Source organism: Aeromonas sp. sif0611, from assembly GCF_019218845.1.
Taxonomy (GTDB): Bacteria; Pseudomonadota; Gammaproteobacteria; order Enterobacterales; family Aeromonadaceae; genus Aeromonas; species Aeromonas media.
The window spans coordinates 197,567-223,085 of sequence record NZ_JAHUWU010000003.1; the positions used below are offsets into that span (position 1 = coordinate 197,567).

27 protein-coding genes, 2 tRNA genes and 1 other annotated feature are annotated in these 25,519 nt (G+C 61.5%); of the genes, 25 read left to right on the plus strand and 4 right to left on the minus strand.

From position 1 onward, the window contains the following. The first annotated feature begins 308 nt into the window (after window positions 1–308). Complete coding sequence (locus tag KW824_RS10090) at window positions 309–1,592, plus strand: carbohydrate porin (RefSeq protein WP_218409707.1); 1,284 nt, start codon at window positions 309–311, stop codon at window positions 1,590–1,592. Window positions 1,593–1,718: 126 nt separating this feature from the next. On the opposite strand, the gene KW824_RS10095 is transcribed toward KW824_RS10090, so the two are convergent. Together KW824_RS10095 and KW824_RS10100 are read right to left on the minus strand one after the other, a co-directional pair. Beyond that, a tRNA-Arg gene (locus KW824_RS10095) sits at window positions 1,719–1,795 on the minus strand. Window positions 1,796–1,845: 50 nt separating this feature from the next. Next, window positions 1,846–3,000, minus strand: coding sequence for a flagellar assembly protein FlgT (locus tag KW824_RS10100; RefSeq protein WP_005332493.1), 1,155 nt, complete (start codon window positions 2,998–3,000; stop codon window positions 1,846–1,848). Between the two features lie 285 nt (window positions 3,001–3,285). Between KW824_RS10100 and KW824_RS10105 the strand changes: the two genes are divergently transcribed. After that, the gene (locus KW824_RS10105) at window positions 3,286–3,906 is read left to right on the plus strand and encodes a FlgO family outer membrane protein (RefSeq protein WP_218409708.1); all 621 of its coding nucleotides are present in this window, start codon (window positions 3,286–3,288) and stop codon (window positions 3,904–3,906) included. 20 nt (window positions 3,907–3,926) lie between these two features. After that, the gene (locus tag KW824_RS10110) at window positions 3,927–4,352 is read left to right on the plus strand and encodes an LPP20 family lipoprotein (protein WP_042650348.1); all 426 of its coding nucleotides are present in this window, start codon (window positions 3,927–3,929) and stop codon (window positions 4,350–4,352) included. 155 nt (window positions 4,353–4,507) lie between these two features. On the opposite strand, the gene pheA is transcribed toward KW824_RS10110, so the two are convergent. Then, window positions 4,508–5,680, minus strand: a complete 1,173-nt coding sequence (gene pheA, locus KW824_RS10115) for a prephenate dehydratase (RefSeq protein ID WP_025328009.1) — start codon at window positions 5,678–5,680, stop codon at window positions 4,508–4,510. Window positions 5,681–5,718: 38 nt separating this feature from the next. Then, window positions 5,719–5,841: a sequence feature (Phe leader region), on the minus strand. Between the two features lie 164 nt (window positions 5,842–6,005). On the opposite strand from pheA, the gene KW824_RS10120 reads away from it, so the two are divergent. The 20 genes from KW824_RS10120 to galE all read left to right on the plus strand — a co-directional run bounded on the left by KW824_RS10120 (window position 6,006) and on the right by galE (window position 23,643). Further along, a complete protein-coding gene (locus KW824_RS10120) occupies window positions 6,006–6,605 on the plus strand; it encodes an HAD family phosphatase (protein WP_043130833.1) in 600 nt (199 codons plus the stop codon). A gap of 148 nt (window positions 6,606–6,753) precedes the next feature. Continuing rightward, complete coding sequence (locus KW824_RS10125; protein ID WP_042650346.1) at window positions 6,754–7,584, plus strand: hypothetical protein; 831 nt, start codon at window positions 6,754–6,756, stop codon at window positions 7,582–7,584. Between the two features lie 95 nt (window positions 7,585–7,679). Continuing rightward, the gene (locus KW824_RS10130) at window positions 7,680–8,234 is read left to right on the plus strand and encodes a DUF3157 family protein (protein ID WP_041206294.1); all 555 of its coding nucleotides are present in this window, start codon (window positions 7,680–7,682) and stop codon (window positions 8,232–8,234) included. 182 nt (window positions 8,235–8,416) lie between these two features. Further along, window positions 8,417–9,046 carry an outer membrane beta-barrel protein gene (locus KW824_RS10135; RefSeq protein WP_005332506.1) on the plus strand — a complete coding sequence of 210 codons (630 nt, stop codon included), beginning with the start codon at window positions 8,417–8,419 and terminating at the stop codon, window positions 9,044–9,046. A gap of 173 nt (window positions 9,047–9,219) precedes the next feature. Then, complete coding sequence (locus KW824_RS10140) at window positions 9,220–10,164, plus strand: DUF523 and DUF1722 domain-containing protein (RefSeq protein ID WP_218409709.1); 945 nt, start codon at window positions 9,220–9,222, stop codon at window positions 10,162–10,164. A gap of 198 nt (window positions 10,165–10,362) precedes the next feature. Continuing rightward, the gene (locus KW824_RS10145) at window positions 10,363–11,250 is read left to right on the plus strand and encodes a MerR family transcriptional regulator (protein ID WP_218409710.1); all 888 of its coding nucleotides are present in this window, start codon (window positions 10,363–10,365) and stop codon (window positions 11,248–11,250) included. Then, entirely contained in the window at window positions 11,247–12,671 is a 1,425-nt protein-coding gene (gene phrB, locus KW824_RS10150; RefSeq protein WP_218409711.1) for a deoxyribodipyrimidine photo-lyase, read from the plus strand. Before KW824_RS10145 ends, phrB begins: the two co-directional genes overlap by 4 nt. A 1-nt stretch (window position 12,672) precedes the next feature. Beyond that, window positions 12,673–13,101, plus strand: a complete 429-nt coding sequence (locus tag KW824_RS10155; RefSeq protein WP_042650340.1) for a nuclear transport factor 2 family protein — start codon at window positions 12,673–12,675, stop codon at window positions 13,099–13,101. Continuing rightward, complete coding sequence (locus KW824_RS10160) at window positions 13,098–13,832, plus strand: SDR family NAD(P)-dependent oxidoreductase (RefSeq protein WP_218409712.1); 735 nt, start codon at window positions 13,098–13,100, stop codon at window positions 13,830–13,832. Before KW824_RS10155 ends, KW824_RS10160 begins: the two co-directional genes overlap by 4 nt. Further along, on the plus strand, window positions 13,829–15,088 hold the full coding sequence (locus tag KW824_RS10165) for an NAD(P)/FAD-dependent oxidoreductase (protein WP_218409713.1): 1,260 nt from the start codon (window positions 13,829–13,831) through the stop codon (window positions 15,086–15,088). The genes KW824_RS10160 and KW824_RS10165 overlap by 4 nt, the downstream gene beginning before the upstream one ends. Further along, window positions 15,085–15,831 (plus strand): DUF1365 domain-containing protein, encoded by a 747-nt coding sequence (locus KW824_RS10170; RefSeq protein WP_218409714.1) that lies wholly within the window; start codon window positions 15,085–15,087, stop codon window positions 15,829–15,831. Before KW824_RS10165 ends, KW824_RS10170 begins: the two co-directional genes overlap by 4 nt. 109 nt (window positions 15,832–15,940) lie before the next feature. Beyond that, window positions 15,941–17,197: a cyclopropane-fatty-acyl-phospholipid synthase family protein gene (locus KW824_RS10175; protein ID WP_218409715.1), complete on the plus strand. Its 1,257-nt coding sequence runs from the start codon at window positions 15,941–15,943 to the stop codon at window positions 17,195–17,197. A gap of 2 nt (window positions 17,198–17,199) precedes the next feature. Continuing rightward, a complete protein-coding gene (locus KW824_RS10180; RefSeq protein WP_043130873.1) occupies window positions 17,200–17,679 on the plus strand; it encodes a DUF2878 domain-containing protein in 480 nt (159 codons plus the stop codon). Further along, complete coding sequence (locus tag KW824_RS10185; RefSeq protein WP_005332522.1) at window positions 17,676–17,894, plus strand: TIGR02450 family Trp-rich protein; 219 nt, start codon at window positions 17,676–17,678, stop codon at window positions 17,892–17,894. The genes KW824_RS10180 and KW824_RS10185 overlap by 4 nt, the downstream gene beginning before the upstream one ends. Then, window positions 17,851–18,393 carry a chalcone isomerase family protein gene (locus tag KW824_RS10190; protein WP_043130875.1) on the plus strand — a complete coding sequence of 181 codons (543 nt, stop codon included), beginning with the start codon at window positions 17,851–17,853 and terminating at the stop codon, window positions 18,391–18,393. Before KW824_RS10185 ends, KW824_RS10190 begins: the two co-directional genes overlap by 44 nt. Before the next feature lie 14 nt (window positions 18,394–18,407). Then, the gene (locus KW824_RS10195) at window positions 18,408–18,950 is read left to right on the plus strand and encodes a DUF3833 domain-containing protein (RefSeq protein WP_042650333.1); all 543 of its coding nucleotides are present in this window, start codon (window positions 18,408–18,410) and stop codon (window positions 18,948–18,950) included. A gap of 130 nt (window positions 18,951–19,080) precedes the next feature. Next, a complete protein-coding gene (locus tag KW824_RS10200) occupies window positions 19,081–19,548 on the plus strand; it encodes a Dps family protein (RefSeq protein WP_011705037.1) in 468 nt (155 codons plus the stop codon). Window positions 19,549–19,794: 246 nt separating this feature from the next. Continuing rightward, window positions 19,795–21,444, plus strand: coding sequence for a hydroxylamine reductase (gene hcp / locus KW824_RS10205; RefSeq protein WP_041206287.1), 1,650 nt, complete (start codon window positions 19,795–19,797; stop codon window positions 21,442–21,444). Between the two features lie 92 nt (window positions 21,445–21,536). Beyond that, entirely contained in the window at window positions 21,537–22,544 is a 1,008-nt protein-coding gene (locus tag KW824_RS10210; protein WP_218409716.1) for a hybrid-cluster NAD(P)-dependent oxidoreductase, read from the plus strand. Window positions 22,545–22,629: 85 nt separating this feature from the next. Next, window positions 22,630–23,643 (plus strand): UDP-glucose 4-epimerase GalE, encoded by a 1,014-nt coding sequence (gene galE, locus KW824_RS10215; RefSeq protein WP_218409717.1) that lies wholly within the window; start codon window positions 22,630–22,632, stop codon window positions 23,641–23,643. Window positions 23,644–23,715: 72 nt separating this feature from the next. Here the strand turns inward: galE and KW824_RS10220 are convergent, their stop codons facing one another. After that, window positions 23,716–24,465, minus strand: a complete 750-nt coding sequence (locus tag KW824_RS10220) for a DsbA family protein (RefSeq protein ID WP_218409718.1) — start codon at window positions 24,463–24,465, stop codon at window positions 23,716–23,718. Window positions 24,466–24,663: 198 nt separating this feature from the next. On the opposite strand from KW824_RS10220, the gene KW824_RS10225 reads away from it, so the two are divergent. Both KW824_RS10225 and KW824_RS10230 read left to right on the plus strand, forming a co-directional pair. After that, window positions 24,664–24,751, plus strand: a tRNA-Ser gene (locus tag KW824_RS10225). Window positions 24,752–25,099: 348 nt separating this feature from the next. Next, window positions 25,100–25,468 carry a helix-turn-helix transcriptional regulator gene (locus KW824_RS10230; protein WP_005332532.1) on the plus strand — a complete coding sequence of 123 codons (369 nt, stop codon included), beginning with the start codon at window positions 25,100–25,102 and terminating at the stop codon, window positions 25,466–25,468. Window positions 25,469–25,519: the final 51 nt, after the last annotated feature.

The window sequence follows — 25,519 nt, forward strand, 5'->3', positions numbered from 1 at the left end:
TCAGACTCCGCTTTTAATTATTTAATTCTTAATGAGAGCTGAATTTAATAGAAAGCTGAACCAGGCCTAAATACGTAAATAGAAAACAGACATTGGTGCTTGCAAAAATTTGTTTAAAACAAGAACTGTAAACGATTACATTAATGTGATCGCTATCACCAGATTATTATTTTTTTAGCATTACCATATTCCTGCCACCCATGGTGGATGATTAAAACATACATATGACCATGCCATAAAAAACCACCTCTTTTTATGCAGGTTGAGCATGCACGTCAATTTAATATAATAACTATCGAGGATGTATTTTGAAAAACTCAATTCGCTACATTGTCGCCGCGTCTTTGTCTATCGCAGCCACCAATGCCATTGCTACTGAGGGATTTGATTTTTGGGGTTATTTCCGTGCCGGTGTGGGGACCGGCGCCGATGGCTCAGCTTCAAATAGCATCGGTGGTTCAGATTTCCAGAAGAACAAGATTGGCCGTCTCGGGAACGAGTTTGATAATTATGCCGAGATTGGCTTGGGGAAGGAGCTTAATAACGACGGCGAAAAATCTGTTTATATCCAGACCATGTTCAATATGTGGGATGGTGATGCCGATAGTGTCAGTAATGACTCCCCATTCGGTTGGGAAAACATGAACCTGCAATTGCGGAACTTCATGGGGATGGGGGAGACCTCCTGGGCGGGTATTCGTCAATATAATAAAGGCTATTATATTGATATGAACGATTACTTTTACTGGAACCAGACCAATGTGGGTGCCGGTATAGAGCGCATGAACCTCGGTGCAGGTAAATTCTCAGTAGCGGTATTACATCGTGATTTTGAAAATGAGATCGGCACGGATACCCAGCATAGCAAGCATCAGATCAATGCCAATAATCTGGAATTGACCTATGACTCCCTGCCTCTGTGGGAAGGCGGTAGCCTGGCACTCGGATACAAGTTTTTGAATGCCGATCCGTCGGCTGATCAGGTGGATGAGCCAGGTAGCGGTGAGCATGATTACAGCGATGGTCATGCCTTCATGGTGGAATTGAACCAGGCCGTGGCTGGCACAGGGTTTAACAAGACGGTGCTGCAATATTATGTGGATGGTTCAGCGGCACAAGGGGTGCTCATGGGGGCGGCAGATACCCTCAATGGCAACGTCAAGAGTGGTAGCGGTTACGCGATCCGCAACTACGGCAGCATTCCGTTGGGTGACCGTTGGGATCTGAGCCATGCCATCAACTATGCAGCGGCCGACAGCATTGAGACCTGGGACAACGATCAGCTCGATGCCACCATGTTTGGTGCCTCAGCCAAATTGGCGTATCACTGGTCTGAAATCACTCGCACCTACGCAGAGGTGGGTTATTTCGCCGATGAGAAGACCGAGAATGGTGCGGATTATGATCGCAGTGGTTCCAAGTACACCGTCGCCCAGGCCTGGTCTCTGGGTCGCAACCAGCCGGAACTGCGTCTCTACGCGAGCTATTTCGACAGCGACAACGACAACTGGAGTGACAGCAGCCACGCTTTTGAAGGCGATGACAGTGATGACACCTGGGTGGTTGGAGTGCAGGCCAACGTCTGGTGGTAATGACGTAGCCTCACCTGAAGGCTAGATATGGCGCTTGCCTGGGGCATATCGACAGTGACCAGGCAAGATAAAACGCAATCAAAAACAAGGGGCTGGCATCAGATGATGCCAGCCCCTTGTTTTATATGGCGTTCCCGACTGGAGTCGAACCAGTGGCCTGTCCCTTAGGAGGGGACCGCTCTATCCTGCTGAGCTACGGGAACCTTGTGGCGGGCATTATACAAGAAGCATTGTGCTTTTAAACCCTTGATTCCTATTCCAATACGGCTAGATCGCCAATTTGGACATTAAACGGCGAATATTTGTTCTGGCTGCTGATGATGGCACCGTCCTCGAACACCTGCACTACCTCGAACAGGCCGTCGGCGGGGTTGCGCATCACCCGTGACTTGCCGTAGGGATCGATGAAGTCGGCGCTGTGCTGGACGCGGAACTGATCCCCAAGCTTGACGCCGTTGCGACGGCCCAGGTTGATGTGGGGGCCGCGTTCGTGCTGGGCCACGATACGGGCGGTGACGGGGGCGCAGGCGAGCTCGGCGACGATGTCCTGGGCCGCCTCCTTCAACTGGTAGCTCACCTCCTGGCCGTAGCTGGACTGCCAGAACCGGCCATTGTGGCTGCCCACCTGCTCCCGCTTGGAGAAGGTCCAGTTGGCCCGCCCCTGATACTCCTTGCGCCCGAGCAGGCTGCCGTTGATGCCGTCGAACAGGTAGAGCTGCATGCGGAAGTTGCGGATCGGGTCTTCATACCAGCTGGTCAGCTGGTTGCCCTGGGGTTCGAGGGAGAGATCGTCGATGCTGCCGAGCACCAGATACTGGCTGTCGGTTCGCAGGCTCAGGGCCTTGATCTCCTCGAGGGCGCTGCGATCTCCCTGCTGCAGGTGGAGGGGATCGATGCGCAGGTTCTCGTCCAGCCACTGACGTGCGACCACTCCCTGAGGCGCCGCCGCCAGGGTCTCGAACAGGCGGCGGGAGAGATCCGCCGGCATGTCGTCGAGGGCGCCGGTGCTCGCCTGATCCGGGTAGCGCATGCGCAGGCGCACCAGCGTCAAATCCTTGGCGTAGTGTTGGGTCTGGCAGATCTGCCGCTCGGCCTGGATGTCGGCCACTAGCGTGATGTACATGCGGCCGTTGCGCACCTCCTCGCGCTTGAGGCGGTACTGGCGGATGTCGCCGCCGGAGCGGATCTGGATCTGCTCCGAACGCAGGCTGCCGTTCTCCAGGCGCTGGATGCTGGAGACGGAGGCGCCGCTGGCCAGCAGGGCCTGACGCAGCGCATCCCGGGTCGCCTGCTCGCGGGCATAGACCTCGTCGCCCCCCAGGATGGCGGCACTGCCTTGCGCCTCTATGAGCTCGGCGCGGGCCGACAGACTGGCCAGCAACAGGGTTGACAGCAGCACAACTTTCATAACGTACACCTTGAATAGACGAACCCCTCTTGCGCCCCAGGGGGCGGGTGAGCGGCTGCATGGACACTGGCCTGGTTTGCACCAGGTGCGCAAATAAAAGCAAGATCCATGCCTTGTTCCGGTGAAAGAGTGCGCGGCCCGCCGGATTTCCCGGCCCCGGCCTCTGTATTGGCGCCGCCCAAGGCCCTCTGGCGGATCATCGGATGATCCTTGGCGCATTCCCGTCTCAAGTGTTGGCCGCTGCGACCGATAACAAGTCAGGTGTAGATACAGGAACAGGTATCCATGAACAGAATTATCACGGCGCTGGTGGTTGCGCTGGCGCTGGCCGGCTGCGGGTCGGCCGACCCCATCAACCGGGAGCAAGGGGATCCCCGGCAGGCGGCCAAGGGGATGGAGCTCAACTGGCTGGTGGCCCGCATGACGGATCAGCTGATGGAGCGCAAGTCGCTCACCACCCTGAGCGAGCCCATCGCGGTCGCCTCCTTCGTCGATCTCGACACCCTGAAGGACACCAACTGGATGGGGTTGCAGATCGAGGAGAGCTTCATCTACGAGCTGAACCGGCGCGGTGAGGTAGTGGTGGACTTCAAGACCACGGGCAGCATTCAAGTGACCCCCAGTGGCGACTTCGTGATGAGCCGCAACTACAAGGATCTCTCCGCCCGTCTGCCCATCTCCCGGATCCTGACCGGCACCTTCAGCCGCAATTCGCAGGGGATCCTGGTCAATGCCCGGATCATCGATCTGCGTACCAAGATGGTGGAGACCACGGCCCAGAGCCTGATCCCGCAACAATATCTATCCGGCGCCAGCAACTCGTTTGGCCGGGCATCGGTCAATCGGGGTTACCTGATGCGGGGCGGCCAGAGCGCGTCCGGCCATCTGGTCAACCTGACCCCCTGATTTCTGAGGAGTAGACAGCCATGAGAATCGTGCTTGGCCTGATGATGGCCCTCTTGCTGACGGCGTGCAGCGGGAACCGGGTCGTAAACTACGACCAGGGGGAGAAGCCAGATGACTTCCCCGTGCTCAAGGCGGTGGGCTACGCGGTGATCGACATCCAGCCCGGCCCCTCCCAGTCGGAGAAGATGCTGCAGGCGATCCGGGCGTCCAAGATGGATGCCTACCGGGAGCTGGCGGAGCAGCTCAACGGCCAGCAGGTGCGTGGCCAGAGCAGCTACAAGGACCTGACCCAGACCTCCAACTCGCTGGATGTGTCGGTGGCCGGCATGGTGCGCGGTGCCCGTGTGGTGGCGACCTATCCCCGTGGCAACACCTATGCCACCGAGCTGGAGCTCGATACCCGCAACCTCTACCACCTGAACCAGCTGATGGCGGGTCAGTTCTAGCGCCAGGAGCGAGACTCCATCCTCTGTCACCCGAGCCTGTCGGCGGGGTACCAACTAGGCGAGCAATGAGCTCGCCTTTTTGTTGTCCTGGGGCGGGGCAGGGGGCAGAAAAGAGAGAGGCGAGCCTGATGCTCGCCTCTTGCCGTTCGGGGGGCTTAGCTGCCCATCAGCACCGGCGGTACCGCGGTCGGCTTGACGTCTTCGCTCGGGTAGCAGCCCAGCACCTTGACGTAGCGGGTGATCTTGGTGAGCTCCAGCAGGGCGGCCTGCATCTCAGGGGTCTGCAGGTTGGCGGAGACATCCAGATAGAACATCTCTTCCCAGGGGTTACCCTGCACCGGACGGGATTCCAGCTTGGTCATGTTGATCTCGTGGCTGCGCAGCACCAGCAGCGCCTCCACCAGGGAACCCGGCTTCTGGGAGGTGGACATGATGAGGGTGGTCTTGGCCGGGATCTGGGGCGCCACGTCGATGGGCTTGCGCGCCACCACGATGAAGCGGCTGTAGTTCTCCTTCTGGTTCGCGAGCTGCTCGGCCAGCACGTCGAGGCCATACAGCTCGCCGCCGGCGGCGCTGCCGATGGCGGCCGCATCCGGGCTCGCCAGCTCCTTGACCTTCATCATGGCGCTGGAAGAGGAGTCGCAGATCTCGTGGCGCGCCCCTTCCAGCTTGCTGAGGTAATGGGAGCACTGCTGGAACACCTGGGGATGGGCATAGAAGGTCTTGATGCGGGACAGCTCGGTGGGCACGGCGGTGAGGATGCAGTGCTCGATGGGGTAGGTCAGCTCACCCACGATGGAGAGGGTGGTGTGCTGCATCACATCGTACACCTCGTTGATGGAGCCCGAGCTGGTGTTCTCTATGGGCAGCACCCCGAAGGCGGCGCGACCCGATTCTACCGTGTCCAGCACCTCGCGGAAGTTCTGGCAGTTCACCTCTATCACTTGATCCTTGTAGCGCGCCAGGTACTTGCGGGCGGCCAGGCTGGAGTAAGAGCCGCGCGGGCCCAGGTAGGCGACGCTGGTCATGGGCTCCTGCTGCTGGGGGTTGAGCAGGCTCTGCAGATAGGCCTGCTGGGAGAGCACGGAGTCTTCGATGATGGTGTGGTAGATGCGGGTGATGTACTGGGCGTCCAGCCCGAGCGCGCGCCCTTTCTGGATCAGGGCAACCAGCAGATCCTGCTCCCGCTGGGTGTCGCGGATGGGACGGGGATTGGCCTGCTTGGCGCGGGCAACCTCGATGCTGAGGGTCTTGCGTTTGGCCAGCAGGGCGAGCAGCTCCTGATCCAACTGGGTGATGTCTTGTCTGATCTCGTCGAGCGTTGCCATGGTGGTTCCCTATCCAAATCTTCTGTGGTGGTTGCTGCAAAAAAAAGCCTCCGCTGGGGGAGGCTCGATTCGTCTTTGCTTTCTGTTGATGCGACGACAGGGCCTTCCCTTATGAGGGCCGGATAAACGAGAAAGCAAAGAAGAATGGTGTGTGCATGATGTTGTCCTGAATGTAACGTCATAACCATTAAGGGATTTGGCACGCCGATGCAAGTAAAACTTGCCCGGGGGCGTTGGACGGGGCAGGGTAGGTGGTCGGGATTCATGGCTGAATGAGTGCCAAAACGGTCCTGTTTTTTCTGGTCAATGAGAGGGAGACGAGAGGATGGCGATTATCTTCGATCTGGGACGGGTGGTGGTGAGCTGGGATCCGGTCGGCATAGTGCGCTCGGTACGAGGACCGGATGGCGCCGAAGCCCTGGCGGAGCAGCTGTTCAACCACCCCGACTGGCTGGAGGTGGACAGGGGCACCCTCTCCCTGCACGCCATGGCGAGTCAGGCCGAGGCGCGCACCGGCTTGTCCATGGCCGAGAACCTCGCCATCCTGCAGGCGGTGCCCGCCTCCTTGCTGCCGGACCCCGCCATGGTGACGCTTATCGAGGCGCTGCACAGTGCCGGTCACCGGCTCTACGCCCTCTCCAACATGGGCCATGCCAGCATCGACTGGCTGGAACAGCATCAGGAGTTCTGGCGCTTCTTCAGCGGCAAGGTGGTGTCGGCCCGGGTGCGGATGATCAAGCCCGAGCCCGACATCTACCGTTATCTGCTGGTGTCGTTCGACCTCAAGGCTGGGGAGTGCCTCTTTATCGACGACAGCCCGGCCAACGTGGCGGCGGCCCAGGCACTCGGCCTGCAGGGCATGGTGTTCACCGATGCTGCTGCGTGCCGCCGGCAGCTGGTTGAGCAGGGATGGTTGCCCGCCTGAAAGGGGACGGGCCCTGCGTTGTGCCCGAAGAAAAGGGATCTGATGTGCATTCAGAGCGAATAAAGTACTGCTTTGTCCCTGCTGTTTAAGTGTCTATTCAGCTTGCACGCCGCAAAATAACATCCTATTCACCATCCGGAGCGTTGTTATGGATGCCAATGTAGTCGCGCTGAATCGGGGATACGATCAGAACTTTCAGGCCAGGGAACAGAGGCTCATCAGCACCCTGGCAGGATATGGCGAACTGCTTGTCTCCTTCTCCGGCCGGTTGGAGTCCTGCTACAGCATGGACCTGTGCCGGGCCAGCGGGGTCCGCTTTCGGGCCATCACCCTGGACAACCCGACCCTCAGCCGCAAGGCGGTGGCCCGGGCGAAGCGCTACTGCCAGCACTACGGCATAGCGCATCAGGTGATCAAGACCGACGAGATGATCTTCAGCGTGCATCTCGGTCACCTCGCCGAGGTGATGGATCCGGTACGCTACCTCTGCCAGCAGCTCGAGCACGGCGATGGCCCCCCGCTTCTGATGTCGGCCTCGGTGGAGGAGATGCAGGAGTATCTGCGGCGTTTCGACAGCGTGCCGGCCAATACGCTGTGGCTCTTTGCCGAGCAGGGCATGACCAACCGTGACTTTCGCTATGGCTTCCACAAGCGCCAGTTGGCCTTGTGGGGGGCGGGGGGAGAGGCTTGCCTGAGTCAGCGCTTCTCCGATATTGAGTCACTGGACCGGCGCCACCTGCGCATGGTCGACATGGCCGAGCAGATGTTGTTCGACATGGGGCTGGATGGAGCCCAGGTCTTCTTCCATACCCTGGCTGACAGGGTCACTACCCTGGCCAGGATCAGGGTGCCCCAGCGCATGCGGGCCCTGGTCTTCGACATGCAGCCGAACATCCAGAAGGCGCTCCAGAGCGCCCAGTTCGATCTGGTGACCCTGGATCTGGTCTCGGGCGAAGATCCTCAACTGCTGGTCATCTGATCCCGGGCCCGGCCCGTAACGTGAGTCGGGTCATAGGCAAGGGCAGCCCGACTCTTTATACTGCTCCCTCTGCATCCCTATCGAGTCATGTGCCCATGAAACCCTTGTCCAGACTGCTGCTTGCCCTCTGCCTCTCCCCCCTGTTGGCCCAGGCCGCGCCCCTGACCCAGGTCACCCTGGCCGATGGCCGTCAGGTGCAGCTCAACGACGACTTCACCTGGGAATACCTGCTGGTCAAGCCCGCCGAGACGGTGGCCGGCAAGATGGTGACGGCGAGCGTGGCGGCGCCGGTGCTGACCGAGCAGGCCCTGGCCAATCCCGACCTGCTTGCCCAGGCGACCCGGGACGGGATCACGGTGACCCTGAACCAGGTGGAGGGCGAGGATCCGCTGCGTCTGCAGTTCGTGGTGAGCAACACCGGCAGCCGCAATGTGGTGCGGGTCAACGGCAGCCTGACCCTGTTCAGTGCCGAGGGCGTGCAGCTCTCGACCCAGCCGGTGCGTTTCTGGGTCGGAGAGAACCGCCTGCCGGAATCCTATCTGCGCAAGGGCGAGCAGCGTCCGTCCCGGGCCATCGAACTGGCCCGTCCGGCCAATCTGACCGGCAAGCCGCTGGTGCGGGTGCAGATAGACGAGGTGGAATTCCGCTAGGAACGCGACGGGGACGGGCAGGCCCGTCCCCCGTGGAGTGTTGCTCCGGTAACCGTCTGCAACATCTGCTTACATCTGCCATGGTTTGGCAACAGCTTGCCGCTCGGCACCTCCCTCTTTGCCCGTCACAATGGCTCCATTCCCGTTAGGTTCCGCCTAACGCAACAATCGGAGTCAACAAAATGCAAAAGCTCGCACTGTCTGTTCTGGTTCTGGCCGGTCTCTCTTCCACTTCCGTGCTGGCGCAAGATGCGTTCAGCTATGCCAAGGGATCCGCCACCTGGGCACACACCAAGTCCGACTACGTTGGTGGCAAGGACAGCAACAACCGCGATTTCGGTGGTCTGAGCCTGGATCTCTCCAAGAGCTTCGGCTCCAACGTCTACGGCCGACTCGGCAGCGAATACACCTCCCGCAACAGTGGCAACGACAGCATGGCCATCTCCAATCTGGGGATGGGGGTGTTCACTCCCCTCAGCACCGGCCTGAACCTGTACGGTGAAGCGGGTCTGATGGGCTACAGCATGGAGCGTGAGCTCGCCTCCAACGTGAACGACAGCGGCTGGGACAACATCACCCGCAAGCAGAGCGGCAGCCTGTACGGTGAAGTGGGCCTGCGCTACGACATCGGCGCCGTCGAGCTCTCCACCGGCTACCGTTACGCCAACATGACCGACGACATGCACGACTTCAAGGCGGGTGCCGCCTACAAGGTGAGCCAGAACCTGGCCCTCACCGCCGACTACACCTATCGCAACTGGGATCTGCAGAAAGGATCCATCAGCAGCCTGGGTGTGAAATACAGCTTCTGATTTCCCTGTCTGTCGCAACGTCCATTTTGCCCATGACCCCGGTCATGGGCTTTTTCATTTTCCGGTGATCCTGTTTTTGCTCTTGTGTCGTATCGGTCGGTAATAGTTATACAACTTTCATTTTTTTGTATAACTGCTATAACTGAGTCAATGCTTATACAAGGGGTGCAATCATGTACAAGATTAAGGTCGGTATCAGTGCCTGTCTGCTGGGCCAGGAAGTGCGGTTCGACGGGGGCCACAAGCGTTCCAGCTTCTGCGAGCGGGATCTTGGCGCTCACTTCGAGTATCACCCGGTCTGCCCCGAGATGGCCATCGGCCTCGGTGCCCCCCGTGCCGCCATCCGGCTGGTCAAGCGCCACGGAGAGGTGCGCGCCGAGGCGAGCAACGGCAGCTTCGATGTCACCGAGCGGCTCATCGCCTTCAGCGAGCAGAAGGCTCGCCAGCTCGACTTCATCTCCGGCTACATCCTCTGCGCCAAGTCTCCCAGTTGCGGCATGGAGCGGGTACGCATCTATGGTGCCAACAACGAGGGGAGTGCCAAGGAGGGGATTGGTCTCTTTGCCAAAGCCTTGATGGAGGCCAACCCCCTGCTGCCGGTGGAGGAAGACGGCCGCCTGTGCGATCCCATACTGCGGGAGAACTTCGTGCTGCGGGTCTTCGCCTATCACGACTGGCAGCAGCTCTGTGCTCGCGGTATCACCGCCGCCGCCCTCATCCGGTTCCATTCGCGTTACAAGTATCTGGTGCTCTCCCACGCCACTACCCACTACCGCACCCTCGGCAAGCTGCTCGGCAACCTCGGCAAGGCCAGCCTGCAGGAGGTGGCGGACAGCTACATCAAGGGCCTGATGGCGGCCCTGACTCTGCGTGCCAACCGTCGCAGCCACACCAATGTGCTGATGCACCTGCAGGGTTATTTCAAGCGGGTGCTGACCCCGGCCCAGAAGCAGGAGCTCTGCGATACCATCGACAAGTACCGCACCGGCGTCTTCCCGCTGCTGGTACCACTCACCCTGATCCGCCACTACCTGCGGGAATACCCGAACCCCTATCTCGCGGATCAGGTCTATCTCAATCCTCATCCCGATACGCTCAAGTTGCGTTACGGGCTTTGAGAATAGCGAGATCAGCTTTATCCAGAGCCGCACCCCGATATGCTCAAGTTGCGTTACGGGCTTTGAGAATGGCGAGATCAGCTCTATCCAAAGCCCCACCCCGATACGCTCAAGCTGCGCTACGGGCTCTGAATTCGTTTGTGCCCCGACGCAGCCTCTGGGCTCGGGGCGCCCATACCCTGTTGAATGGAAGTCACCATGTCAGATGTACCACAAGATGATGCCGCCAAGCCGGACGAGGGGATCTATCCCATCCGCGAGGTCTCCCGACTCACCGGGGTCAACGCCGTCACCCTGCGCGCCTGGCAGCGCCGCTACGGGCTGGTGCAGCCCGCCCGTACCGAGAAGGGGCATCGCCTCTACAGCGAGCAGGATATCCGCCAGATAGGCGAGATCCTGAGCTGGCTGGAACGGGGGGTGAGCATAGGGCAGGTGAAGGGGCTGTTGAGCGAACCTCAGTCCCAGCCGGTGAGCGATCACTGGCAGCAGACCCTGGAGCAGTTCAGTCAGGCGCTGCTCGCCTTCAACCAGCGCAAGGCGGAGGCCGAGCTCAATGATCTGCTGGCGAGCTACCCGTTCGAGCTGGTGCGCAGTCGGGTGCTGCAACCGTTGGTGGAGCAGCTGCTCGGCCTGTGGCGCGAGCGGCCGGATGGCGAGCTGCTGCAACAAGTGTGGCTGGGCTGGCTCCACACCCGTTTCGCCCGCCACCTCATCGAGCAGGAGAAGGGGCTGCCGGTCACCCTGGCGAGCTGGGGTCAGGTGGGCCCTCTCGATCTGGTCTGGGCCGCGTATGAGCTCATCGGTCAGGGTTATGAGGTACAGCTGCTGGGGGCGGTGGAGCCGCGCCATGCCGCCCTGCTGGAGGGGCGGGCCGCCACCCCCTGGCTGGTGCTGCTGGGGGCCGGCCTTGGCAAGCCGGCGCTGGCCGCCGACTGGCCTGCCGGTACCCGGCTCTTTGGCGAGCTGGGGCGACTCTATGACGCTGACTGGCTGGCCGCTCACGGCTGGCGGGCGACCCTGGCCGAGGTGATGGCGGACAAGCCTGCCGCGCGCGGCGCCCGTGGGCGCGGGAGCAAGAAATCATGAGGCTGGTCTGGTTTCGCAATGACTTGCGCCTTTCCGACAACCCGGCGCTGCGTCATGGCTGCGCCAGCGATGAGCCGGTCGCCGCACTCTTCATCATCTCCCCCACCCAGTGGCGACAGCACAAGATGGCACCCATCCGTCAGCGCTTCATCCTGGCCCAGGTCGATGTGCTGGGCCGCGAGCTGGCGGCCCTCGGCATCCCGCTTCATCTGCTGCGGGTCGAGACCTTTGCCGAGGTGCCTGCGGCGCTGGCTGACCTCTGCCGCGAGCTCGGCGTCACGCACCTCTACGCCAACCAGGCCATCGAACTTGACGAGCAGCGCCGGGACCATGGCGTCACCGCCGCGCTGGCAGAGCAGGAGGTGAGCTGCCACTGGCTCAACGGCTGTTGCGTGCTGCCCCCTGGGCGGGTACTGACCGGCGGTCGGGAGATGTTCAAGGTCTTCACCCCCTTCAGCCGCGCCTGGCTCAAGGCGCTGGATGAGGATGGTTTCGTCATTCACAGAGCCCCGGCGCCACGGGGTGAGCCATTGCCGTGGCAGCCGCTGGCCGAGCGGGCTTTTGTCGATGAGGGGTTCGGGGAGCTGACCCCGGATCCCCGCTGGCCGGTGGGGGAGGTCGAGGCCCTGCGGCGGTTGCATACCTTCCTGGAGCAGGCGGTGCTGGACTATGGCGAGACCCGGGATTTTCCGGCGTTGGCGGGCACGTCCATCCTCTCCCCCTATCTGGCGGCGGGCATCGTCAGCCCCCGTCAGTGCGTGGCGGCCTTGCAGCAGCGACTCGGCGGCCGGCCCCAGTCCAAGGCGCAGCCCGGTTTCGTCTGGCTTAACGAGCTCATCTGGCGCGAGTTCTATCGCCACCTGCTGGTACTGATCCCGACCCTCTCGATGAATCGCCCTTTCAAGCCAGAGACGGTGGCCCTGCCCTGGAGCTGGGACCCGGATGCCTTTGCCGCCTGGTGCGAGGGGCGTACCGGCTACCCCATCGTCGACGCCGCCATGCGCTGCCTCAACGCCACCGGCTGGATGCACAACCGGCTGCGAATGATAGTGGCGAGCTTCCTGACCAAGGATCTGCACATCCACTGGCGGCTCGGGGAGGATTACTTCATGAGCCAGCTCATCGACGGGGATCTGGCGGCCAACAACGGTGGCTGGCAATGGGCCGCGGGAACGGGCGCCGATGCGGCCCCCTACTTTCGGGTGTTCAACCCCACTACCCAGGGACAACGATTTGATCCACAAGGGGAGTTTATCCGTACCTGGGTAACTGAGCTTGCCGATGTGCCTGCCGCCTATGTGCACCAGCCCCACGACTGGCTGCGGCTCAAGGGACGGCAGGATTACCCGGCGCCCATGGTGGATCATGCCGTTGCACGGGTGAGGGCCATCGAGATGTTCCGTGACCAGGAGAAGACATGACATGAACGACGCGCTGGCCCATTTCATCGTGCTTTATCTGCAACTGGACAAGCATCAGTTGCACCGTCTGCCTGAGATCTATGCCGATCAGGTGGTGTTTATCGATCCGGCCCACCGCATCGAGGGGCTGGCCGCGCTCACCCGCTATTTTTCCTCTCTCTATGAGCGGCTCAAGGAGTGCAGGTTCGAGATCACCAGCCAGCAGTTGCAGGGTAATGAGGCTTGGCTTGGCTGGGTCATGACCTTCGTCCATCCCCGGATTGCCGGTGGGCGGCCGGTGCGGGTGGAGGGGGCCACCCGGCTGCAATTCGATGCCTGGGGCAAGGTCTGCCTGCACCGGGATTACTTCGATCTCGGCGCCATGCTCTACGAACAATTGCCGCTGCTGGGCCCCGTGGTGCGCGCCATCAAGGGGAGGCTGGGCACATGAGCGGGCGGGTACTGATCACCGGGGCCACCTCCGGCATAGGTCGCCAGCTGGCCCTTGATTACCGGCGCTCTGGCTGGCAGGTGTGGGGTTGTGGCCGCGATGGTGAACGGCTGCAGGCCTTGGCCGATGAGGGGATCATTCCCCTGCAGTTCGATGGACGGGACAGCGCCGCCATGGCCGTGATTGCCGCCGATCTGCCCGCGCTGGATCTGCTGATCCTCAACGCCGGCAACTGCGAATACATGGATCTGGCCGAGGGATTTGATGGTGCCCTCTTTGCCCGGGTCATCGAAACCAACCTCATCGCCACCGGCCACGTCCTGGCCGCCTTCCTGCCGCGGCTGGTGTCCGGGTCGCGGCTCGCCATCGTCGGCTCCTCGGTGAGCTGGTTGCCGCTGCCAAGGGCCGAGGCCTATGGCGCCTCCAAGGCGGCCCTCGACTATCTGGCCGCCACCCTGCGCCTCGATCTCGCGACCCGGGGCATAGGGGTGACCCTGATCCGTCCGGGTTTCGTGCAGACGCCGCTCACCGCGAAAAATGATTTTCCCATGCCTTGTCTGGTGACGGTGGAGGAGGCGTCTCGCGCCATCATGAGCGGGCTGGCCGCCGGTCGCCATCAGATCCACTTCCCCCGTCGCTTCATCTGGTTGCTGCGTCTGCTTGGCGCACTGCCGACGGGGCTCTGGCTGCGCCTCGGTCGTACCCTCATCTCGAAAGGATCCCCTTCATGAAGAAAAAGATCGCCATCATAGGTTCCGGGATCTCGGGACTCAGCGCCGGTTTTCTGCTCCACAAGTTGCACGACATCACCCTGTTCGAGGCGGCCCCCCTGCTCGGCGGACATACCGCCACAGTGGATGTCAGCCTGGCCGGTCGCAGCTATGCCATCGACACCGGTTTTATCGTGTTCAACGACCGTACCTACCCGAATTTCCTGAAATTGCTGGAGCGGATCGGGGTGGTGCGCCAGCCCACCGAGATGAGCTTCTCGGTCAAGAGCCCCCAGGGGCTGGAGTACAACGGCCACAACCTGGACACCCTGTTTGCCCAACGCAGCAACCTGCTGAGCCCGCGCTTCTACCGTTTCGTGGCCGAGATCCTGCGTTTCAACCGGGAGGCCCGCGCCTGGCTGGCGGACCGCGGGCGCCGCGGGGATGGCAGTGAACCTACCCTGGGGGATTTTCTGCTGCTGGGGGAGTTCAGCGATTACTTCGCCCGCCACTACATCCTGCCCATGGGGGCGGCCATCTGGTCTTCCACCCTGGCTGACATGCGCGCCTTTCCGCTGGGTTTCTTCCTGCGTTTCTTTGCCAACCACGGCCTGCTCGATGTGGCCAACCGCCCTCAGTGGTACGTCATTCCGGGCGGCTCGCGGGAATACCTGGGTCCCCTCACGTCGGGCTGGATGTCGCGGATCCGGCTGGCCTGTCCGGTGCTGGCGATCCGGCGCTCGGCCGAGGGGGTGCTTGTCCAGAGCGGCTATGGGGAGGAGCGCTTTGACGAGGTGATCCTCGCCTGTCACAGCGATCAGGCGCTGGCCCTGCTGGCGGATGCAAGCGAGCGGGAGCAGGCCATTCTCGGCGCCATGGCCTATCAGGCCAACGATGTCTGGTTGCACACCGATGTGAACTGCCTGCCGGTCCGGCCAAAAGCCTGGGCCAGCTGGAACTATCAGCTCGGGGATGACGACGAGGCGCGCCCCCTGGTGAGCTACAACATGAACATCCTGCAGGGGATTAGCTCGCCGCAACCCTTCTGCGTCAGCCTCAACCCCCAGGGCCGGGTGGACGAAAGCAAGGTGCTGCGCCGCTTCGTCTACCACCATCCTGTCTTCAATCAGGCCTCCATCGCCGCCCAGCAGCGGCGAGCCGAGATCTGCGGCCGGCAGCACACCCATTTCTGCGGCGCTTACTGGTACAACGGCTTTCACGAGGACGGGGTGCGCAGCGCCCTGGATGTGGCCAGTCGCTTCGGAGCCAACCTATGAAGGCCGCCGGCGACACCATCAGCGCCATCTGGCAGGGCTCGGTGCGCCACCGCCGTTTTGCGCCGCGCAACCACGCCTTCTCGTACGGCCTCTTCATGCTGGGGCTGGATCTGGACGAGCTGCCGAGCCTCAGCCAGGGGCGCTGGTTCGGCGTGGAGCGGGCCGGGTTGCTCTCCTTTCATCGCAATGACTATCTCAAAGGCAGCGAAGGGAGCCTCAAGCTGGCGGTGTGGGACAAGGTGACCGCCCTTGGCGGCGACGCCGAGCCGGACGGTCGGGTGCTGCTGCTAGGCAATGTGCGCTGCCTGGGGTTCTACTTCAGCCCGGTCAACTTCTACTTCTGCTACCGGGAGGAGGAGGCGCGTTACCTGCTGGCGGAGGTGTCAAACACCCCCTGGAACGAGCGTCACTACTACCTGCTGGATCTGGCGGCCCTGGCGCCCCACGACAAGGACTTTCACGTCTCCCCCTTCATGGGGTTGGCCATGCGTTACCACTGGCGCATTCGCCCGCCCGAAGAGGAGACGGTGATCCATATCGAGAGTCATCCCAGGTCAGGCGAGGCCAAGCTGTTCGATGCCACCCTGGCGCTGCGTCGCGAACCGCTGTCGCGCCAGGGGCTGGTGGCCCTGCTTGCCCGCTGGCCCTGGATGACCCTCAAGGTGCTGCTCGGTATCTACTGGCAGGCCTTGCGTCTTTTTATCAAACGCACCCCCATCTTCAGCCACCCGGAGAGCCGCTGATGAAGCCGACATTCTCGCGTATTTCAGCTTCCAGTCGTTGTCCGCAACCCATGATGCGGGTTTGTATCAAACGAACCTCTTTTATCTTCATCCATCCGGAGAGCCGCTAATGGAACTTGCTCAATCAACCCTCTCTGCCTCTTTCATCGACAAGGGGGCCAGGCAACTGCTGCTCACTCTGCTGGGACGTCTCGAACAGGGTCAACTGCTGCTGCGGGACGGCAACGAGCGTCACAGCTTCGGGGTGGCGGGCACCGATCTCCATGCCGAGGTGATAGTGCAGGATCCTGCCTTCTATCGTCGTCTGCTGCTGGGGGGCAGCATCGCCGCCGGTGAGACCTGGGTGGAGGGACTCTGGACCAGCCCTGATCCGGTTGCTTTGGTGCGGCTGCTGGCCCGCAACCTGCCGCTGCTCGACACCCTGGAGCGGCGCCTTGGCTGGCTCAGCTTCCCCTTCAACAAGGTGCGTCATTGGCTCAATCGCAATACCCTGACCGGGTCGAGATCCAATATCGCCGCTCACTATGATCTCGGCAATACCCTCTATCAGGGCTTTCTCGACAGCCACATGCAGTACTCGAGCGCCATCTACCCGAGCGCCGAGGCCAGCCTGGAGCAGGGGCAGCAGGCCAAGCTGCGCACCATCTGCGAGCGGCTCGAGCTGGGACCGGAGGATCACCTGCTGGAGATAGGCACCGGCTGGGGCGGCCTGGCTGTCTATGCCGCCCGCCACTACGGCTGCCGGGTGACCACCACCACCATCTCCCAGGCCCAGCACGACTATGCGAAGGCGTGGATTGCGCGGGAGGGGCTGGAGGATCGCATCACATTGCTGCTGGAGGATTACCGCAAGCTGGAAGGGAGCTTCGACAAGCTGGTCTCCATCGAGATGATAGAGGCAGTGGGGCACGCCTTCCTGCCGGACTACTTCCGCCAGCTGTCACGCTTGCTCAGACCCGGCGGCCGTCTGCTCATTCAGGCCATCACCATCGCCGATCAGCGCCATGCCCAGTATGTGCGCGGTGTCGACTTCATCCAGCGCTACATCTTCCCCGGCGGCTGTCTGCCGAGCGTCTCCCAGATGGCGGGACTGCTCGCCCGGGAGACCGACATGCAACTGGTGCGGCTGCACGACCACGGCCACCACTATGCCCGCACCCTGGCCCACTGGTGCGAACGCTTCCTGGCGCTGGCCCCCGAGCTGCCAAGGCTCGGCTACAGCCAGGACTTCATCCGGCTGTGGCACTTCTATTTTGCCTATTGCGAGGGGGGCTTCTGGGAGCGGGCCATCAGCCTGGTGCAGCTGGAGGCAGCCAAGCCGGGCCCGCTCGGCTGGTCCGGTGATCGGCCAGTAAGCGGTCACTGACCGTGTGGCAGTGGGCCCACCTGCTGGGGTTCAACCTCTATTGGTTGCTGGCGGTGAAATGGCAGCAACCGGGCCCGCTGCTGCTGATGCTGTTGCTTCATTTCCTCTTCTCTCCTCGTCGCCGGCAAGACTGGCGGCTCATTCCCGTTGCGCTCGCAGGCTGTCTGCTCGACATCCTGCTCTGGCGGCTCGGCCTGTTCCAGTTTCCGGCCGGTTTCCCGCTCTGGCTGTTGCTGCTCTGGTGCGGTTTTGCCCTGACCCTCTCCCACGGTCTGCGCTGGCTTCGGCCCTTGCCCCGCTGGCAGCAGGCGCTGTTTGGCATGGTGGGGGGGGCGAGCTCCTATGTGGCGGGTGCTGCCATGGGGGCCGTACACTTACCCTGGGGCATCTGGATCAGCACGGCGCTGCTGGCGGTGATCTGGATGGGGTGGTTACCCGTACTGCTGTGGGTAACGGTGACGCTGGAGGGTGAGCCGAGATGAACACCTTTTCGACCGACGCCTTGTTGTTTTCCAAGTGGACCAGGGATGGCCAGTGCGAGCTGGCAGAGCGTTTCTATCTGGTGGTTGCATGCCAACGCGATGCCCAGGGTCAACTGGCGAGCGTGGTGATGCAGGATATCAATACCCTGCAGGAACAGGAGATGGACTGGCATGAACTGGAAGACCCCGCCCATTGGCACATGGGGTGGAATTAGCACCTTGCTTGTGGCGCTGACGCTGCTGTTTGCCATTGCGGTACAGGCCTCTTCTGCCCCCTGGCAACAACTGCGCCCGGTCGGGCAGGGGGAGATGAGCTGGCTCTGGTTCAAGCTCTATGACGCCACCCTCTACAGTGCGAGCGGTCGCTACGAGCCCGGTCGCTATCCGCAGGCCCTCACCCTGACCTATGCCAGAGCCATAGAGAAAGAGGATTTGCTCAGTGCCACCGCCGCCGAGTGGCAGCGCCTTGGCCTTGGCAGCGAGGGAGATCGCCAGCGCTGGCTCGGCCGGCTCGCCGTCCTCTGGCCCGATGTCGGGGCTGGGGACAGACTCACCTTCTATGTGGACAGTGCAGGAGCCGGCCACTTCTGGTGGCAGGACAAGCCCCTCGGCTCCCTCGCCGATCCGCAGTTTTCAGCCGCCTTTCTGGCCATCTGGCTCGCCGACAACAGTCGCGATCCCGCCCTTACCCGCCGCCTGCGCGGCCAACCCTGATACTGGAGTTCCTCATGACCTTCCATCGCACATGGCGCCTTCTGCTGCTGTGGCCACTGCTGTTGCTGACTGGTTGTGGCGCCAGCCTCGATGACTATAGAGGGCAGGGCCCGAACTGGGATCTCGCCCGTTTCTTCAATGGCAAGCTGGTGGCTCATGGCCTGGTGACGGACCGTAGCGGCGAAGTGACCAGTCGCTTTCGGGTCGAGATGCAGGGGCGCTGGCGAGAGGGCAAGGGGGAGTTGTTCGAGCAGTTCTATTTCGATGACGGCCGCCAGCAGACCCGCACCTGGTTTTTGAGCAAGGGAGCGGATGGCCACTGGCGCGGCACCGCCTCGGACGTGGTGGGGGAGGCGGTAGGCAAGACGGCAGGCTTTGCCCTGAACTGGCGCTATCAACTCGATCTGGCCCTGCCGGATGGGGAGGTGGTACGGGTGAGCTTCGATGACTGGATGTATCTGCTGGATGAAGATCGCCTGATCAATCGCGCCGCGATCAGCAAGTTCGGCATTCACCTCGGCGAGGTGATCCTCTATATCGAGCGGCTTGAGCGATGAGAGCGAGTGTTTTTCCTGCTGACGATAGCCATCCGCTATCAATGGACAAGGCAGAAGCAATTGTCCTTTGAGTCTATGCGGGGATATGCTGACTCCGTTCCCGATAATGTTTACCACCTGGAGGTGAATGATGAAGAGCCCCATTGGTCTTGATACCGTTCAATCACAAGCCCTGGCCGCCGAGTTGAACAAGTTGCTGGCCAGCTACCAGATCCTCTACATGAACGTCCGTGGCTTCCACTGGAACATCCGCGGCAACCAGTTCTTCGAACTTCACCTGAAATTCGAGGAGATCTACAACGATCTGCTGTTGAAAGTCGATGCCCTTGCCGAGCGCATCCTCACCCTGGATGGGGTGCCCCTGCACAGCTTCAGCGACTACCTCAAGGTCTCCGCCATCCCCGAGCAGAAGGGGCTGCACGACGGTCGCGCCTGTGTCGAGTCCCTGCTGGAGAGTTTCCGCGAGCTGCTGGTGGCTCAGCGCCGTATCCTGGGACAAGCCGCCGACGCCGGTGACGAGGGTACCGCTTCCATCCTCTCCGACTATGTGCAGCAGCAGGAAAAACTGGTCTGGATGCTGCGCGCCTACCTGGCCTGATAGAGTGCAGGGCCGGATGCCCCTGACCAGGCGCCGGTCCGACCGTTCCGTTGTCCCTTGTTGTTGCAAACCTGAGTTGTCTTTGATGTTATCCACCCGCTTGCCGCCCTGTTTGGGCGGCTTTTTTGTTTTTGATCTGCATCAATGAAACCTTAATTGGTAAATTGAATGCCTATTAAGTTTTGAGTCGGGGGAATAGAATCGCCACAAAACAAGCAACTGAAATGTCCAATTAGGAGAGGCATGATGTTTTGTGTGCAATGTGAACAGACAATTCGTACCCCCGCAGGCAATGGCTGCGCGTATGCACAAGGTATGTGCGGCAAGACGGCCGAGACCTCGGATCTGCAGGATGTGCTGATTTATACGCTGCAAGGCCTCAGTGCCTGGGCGCTGGCGGCCCGTGAGCACGACATCGTCGATGACGAGATCGATGCCTTCGTGCCCAAGGCCTTCTTCGCCACCCTCACCAACGTCAACTTTGACTCCGCGCGCATCGTCGACTATGTCAACCAGGCGCTGGCCTATCGGCAGCAACTGGCCGATCGTCTGGCCGCGCTGGCGGTGCAGCTTGCCGAGCTGCCTGCCGCCGCACGCTTCGAGCCGGGTGTCGAGCTGCTGGAACAGCTGGCCCATGCGCCCCAGACCGCGGTCAACCGCGGCAAGAGCGAAGTCAATGAAGACATCATGGGGCTGCGCCTGCTCTGCCTCTACGGGCTCAAGGGGGCAGCCGCCTACATGGAGCACGCCCGGGTACTGGACCAGCAAGACAGCGCCGTGGCCGCCGAATTCCACCGCATCATGAGCTGGCTCGGCACGGATCCGAGCGATCTGGATCCCCTGTTCAAGTGCGCCATGGACATCGGCCTGCTCAACTTCAAGATCATGGAGATGCTGGATCTCGGTGAAACCACGGCCTTCGGCCACCCGGAACCGACTCAGGTGCGCGTCACCCCGGTGCCGGGCAAGTGCATCCTGGTCTCCGGCCACGACATGGTGGATCTCAAGCTGATCCTGGAACAGACCGCAGGCACCGGCATCAACGTCTACACCCACGGTGAGATGCTGCCGGCCCTGGCCTATCCCTTCTTCAAGCAGTATCCGCACCTGGTGGGCAACTACGGTTCCGCGTGGCAGAACCAGCAGAAGGAATTTGCGAACTTCCCGGGCGCCGTGGTGATGACCTCCAACTGCATCATCGACCCGAACGTGGGCAACTACTCGGATCGCATCTTCACTCGCTCCATCGTCGGCTGGCCTGGGGTGACCCATCTGGAAGGAGAGGACTTCTCTGCCGTTATCGCCAAGGCCCAGGCGCTGGAAGGCTTCAAGCACGTTGAGCTCGAGCATTTCATCACCATCGGCTTTGCTCGCAACGCCCTGATGCAGGCGGCCCCTGCGGTGATCGACAAGGTCAAGGCTGGCGAGATCAGCCACTTCTTCCTGGTGGGGGGCTGTGACGGCGACCGTGCCGAGCGCGCCTACTACACCGAGTTCGCCAAGGCGATCCCGCAGGATAGCCTGCTGCTCACCCTGGGCTGCGGCAAATACAAGTTCAACAAGCTCGACTTTGGCGATATCGGCGGCATCCCGCGTCTGCTGGACGTGGGCCAGTGCAACGACGCCTACTCCGCCATTCAACTGGCATTGGCGCTTTCCGAAGCGTTCGAGTGCGGTGTCAACGATCTGCCGCTGACCCTGGTGCTCTCCTGGTTCGAGCAAAAAGCCATCGTCATCCTGCTCACCCTGCTGGCACTCGGCGTGAAGGACATTCGCACCGGCCCGACCGCTCCGGCCTTCCTCACTCCGGCCCTGCTCAAGGTGCTGGAGGAGCAGTTCGGTCTCAAGGGAACCACGACCGCAGAGGCGGATCTCGCCGAGATCCTGGCGGCCTGATCCGGGTTCAACCCAAGATGTTGTAAGCCTTTGGCGAGCCCCCGGCTCGCCTTTTTTTCACAAAGATGTCTTTCAAAAAGAGGAGCCTTGCGATGATCTCCACCTCTCTTACCTTGCGCTGCATTGGCCGTCGTGCGGACACTCACGACGTGACAAGTTGGCAGTTTGTTGCCACCGAGGGCACTCTGCCTGCCGTGCTGGCCGGCCAGTGTGTGACCCTGCACACCGAGATTGACGGCAAGCCCCAGTGCCGCGCCTATACCCTCTCTTCCAGCCCGCAGGATCCTTTCTGGCAAGTCACCATCAAGGACGTGGGGCTGGTCTCCCATCATCTGCACCAAACCTTGCAACTGGGGGACGAGATCCGGGTTGACGGCCCCTTCGGCGACTTCAATCTGGCGGTGCTCCCCTGCGAGCGGCCGCTGCTGCTCAGCGCCGGCTCCGGCATCACCCCTATGTGGGCCATGCTGCGAGACGAGCTGGCCAAACGGCCGAACGCAGATATCCGCTTCATCCACAGCGCCCGCTCGCCGGAGGATGTGATCTTCGCAAGCGACCTGGCCGCACTGGCCGAGGCCCATGCGGGCGTGCGCCATGCGCTGGTATTGGAACAGGCGCCGGCGGTTTATCCCTGGGTGGGACGCCTCACGCCCGCCATGCTGAGTGAGTTGGCGCCAGACCTGCTTGCTCGCCACGTCTATCTGTGCGGCCCGGCCCCCTACATGGCGGCGGTCTGCACCATGCTGGCGGAGCTGGGGCTGCCGGCGGAGCAATTGCATCAGGAGTCGTTCGGCCTGCCTGCTGGAACATCGAGCACGGCGCCAGTTGCGGTCGGCAGCGACCACTTCTGGCTGACCCTCAAAAAGAGCGGCAAGAAGGTGAAGATACTGCCGGGCCAGACCCTGCTGGCTGCGCTGGAGGGGGCGGGAGAAACCATGGTGGCCGCCTGCCGCGCCGGTGTGTGCGGGGCCTGCCGCTGCACCACGGAAGGGGAGATCGAGCGTCAGAGCGTGATGACGCTGAGTGCGCAGGATCTGGAGAGCGGCGTCGCGCTGGCCTGCTCCTGCACCATCAGAGGGGATGTCAGCGTCGATTACTGAGGGGCGTCATTGGTATCCCGAGCTTTTCCCGAGCGGGTCGTGCGGGTAGACTCTGACCCAGTTTCAGCAAAGCACGGGATAAAAAATGACAATTCTGGTCACGGGCGGTGCCGGCTATATCGGCTCCCACACCTTGGTTGAGCTGCTGGGTACCGGGCAGCAGGTGGTAGTACTGGACAACCTCTCCAACTCTTCCCCCGAATCTCTCAAGCGGGTCGAACGGATCACCGGCAAGCCGGTCACCTTCGTCAAGGGGGACATTCTGGACAGGGCATGCCTGCAGCGGCTGTTTGCCGAGTACAGGATCGAATCCGTGATCCACTTCGCCGGCCTCAAGGCGGTCGGGGAGTCCGCCGAGATCCCGCTCACCTACTACCAGAACAACGTGACCGGTACCCTGGTGCTGTGCGAGGAGATGGCAAAAGCTGGCGTGTTCCGCCTGGTGTTCAGCTCCTCGGCGACCGTCTATGGCGATCCTGCTTCGGTGCCCTTGCGGGAAGATTTCCCCACCGGCGCCACCAACCCCTATGGTCGCTCCAAGCTGATGGTGGAAGAGATTCTGCGGGATCTTGCCAAGTCCGATCCCCGCTGGGCCATCGTGTTGCTGCGCTACTTCAACCCGGTCGGTGCCCACGAGAGTGGCCTCATTGGCGAAGATCCCAACGGCATTCCCAACAATCTGCTGCCCTACATCAGCCAGGTCGGTGTTGGCAAGCTCAAGGAGCTGGGGGTGTTTGGCAACGACTACCCGACGCCGGACGGCACCGGCGTGCGCGACTACATCCACGTGGTGGATCTCGCCATCGGTCACCTCAAGGCGCTGGCACGCATCGAGGGCGACACCGGGGTCTTCACCTACAACCTGGGCACCGGTCAGGGCTACTCGGTACTGGAGATGGTCAAGGCATTCGAAACCGCCAGCGGCCGCCCCATTCCCTACCAGATCAAGCCCCGTCGCCCCGGCGACATCGCCGAATGCTGGGCCGAACCCACCCTGGCCCGGGACGAGCTGGGCTGGCAGGCCGAGCGGGGTCTGGAGCAGATGATGGTCGACACCTGGCGCTGGCAAAGCCACAACCCGAACGGCTATCAGGCCTGAGGGTGTGAAGCCTGAATAGCAAAACGCCCCGGCATCGCATGCCGGGGCGTTTTTTTGTGGGCGAAGAGCGGGTTACTGAATGCTCTTGCCAGCCCGCACATCCTTGACGATGGCCTTCAGGCTCGCCAGATCCCGTGGCGCACCGCGCAGGATCTGGTCGCCGATGATGAACCCCGGGGTCCCCGAGATGCTCATGGCCTCGGCCAGGGCACGGTTGGTACCAAGGTTCTGATCGATGCTGCCATCCTTGATCTTGGCCTCGACTTTGCTCCAGTCCACCCCGGCGGACTTGGCGATGGCTTGCACCTGGGCCTCGTCGGCCAGCGACCCTTGATGGGCGTACAGCTTGTCGTGGAAGGCCTGGAACTTGTCGGGCTGGCCGAGCTGCACCGCCAACGCCGCGCGGGCGGCGTAGTAGGAAGTCTCGCTCAGGATGGGGAACTGCTTGTAGATGTAGCGGATGTCCTTGTCTTCATCGAGCAACTGTTGGACGAGGGGATGAGCACGCTTGCAGTAGCCGCAGTTGTAGTCGAAGAACTCGACCACGGTCAGGCTGCCCTTGGGGTTACCACTCTCGGGATCCTTGTTGGCGAAGAGCTGCTTGGCATGGGCCTCGATCAGCGTCTTGTCATTCTCGGCCTGCTGGCTCTCCTGTTTGGCACGCAGGGCATTGGACATATCGACCAATATTTCCGGATTCTTGACCAGATAGTCGCGCACGATCTGCTCGACATCGCTCTTGGTCAGCTCGCTCGCCTGCACAGGCGCCGCAAGCAGGGTCGCGCCGGTCAGGGCGGCGAACAGGGCATGTGTGATTTTCATAAGTCCATCTTGCTGGGAATACCGTAGTGGTCACTATAGTGGGTGAGTCTGTTTTCAAGTCAAGCCATCCGGTGGAAAAAGCACGGTTGGGGTGGCGTTTGCGGGGTTTGTTGGCCATTTAGCCCAATAAATCGGCAAACGAACAGGGTGGGGATTTACAAGGGGGATCGTCATGGGTAATATGCGTCGCACTGCTGCGGAGGGGTGGCAGAGCGGCTGAATGCACCGGTCTTGAAAACCGGCGATGGGCGACCATCCGTGGGTTCAAATCCCACCTCCTCCGCCATCTATACGGCCCATCTCATTGATTGAGGTGGGCTTTTTTGTATCTGTGGATTTTAATTCATCCCATCCCATCCCATCCCATCCCATCCCATCCCATCCCATCCCCCACGCCATTCCGTATTGACCCCTAGCTACCATATAGAAGAGTTTCAAACAGAGCCTTAAAAGCCGCGCACTCCTGTGCCTCTCTCAATACGAGGGGCTGGATGAGAGCATCGCGTTTTTCCGCGAAGAGTGCTGCGTGAATGACAAGAGGGATTGAAGGGATTGGCTGCGAGCTGTAGCCATGTTGATCATTTCAATGTTTCTTGTATAGTTGAAATCATGAAATGCATTAAGGGGAAGTTCCATGAACAAAGAGATCGCCACTAAGGTATTCGAGTCCCTCGCATCAGGCATTCGTCTCGATGTATGGCGTCTGCTGGTCAAGGCCGGACTGGAAGGGCAGGTGGCCGGCCAGCTGGCCAGCGAGCTCGACATTGCCCCGAACACTCTCTCGTTTCACCTCAAGGCCATGCTGCATGCGGGCTTGCTCTCGGTGGAGCAGGAGGGACGCTTTTTGCGCTATCGTGCCAACATTCCCCTGATGCTGAGCCTTATCGGCTACCTCACCGAGGAGTGCTGTGCAGGTCATCCGGAGGCTTGCGGTCTGGTGGATGGTCGTCCCCAGACCGTCAGTGGTCAGCCTCGCTCGTCCTGCTGCGACGAGACCTACTGACGCCTGCCCGGCATCGCCGAGAGGCGAGTCCCGCTTTCACCCTCATCCTGA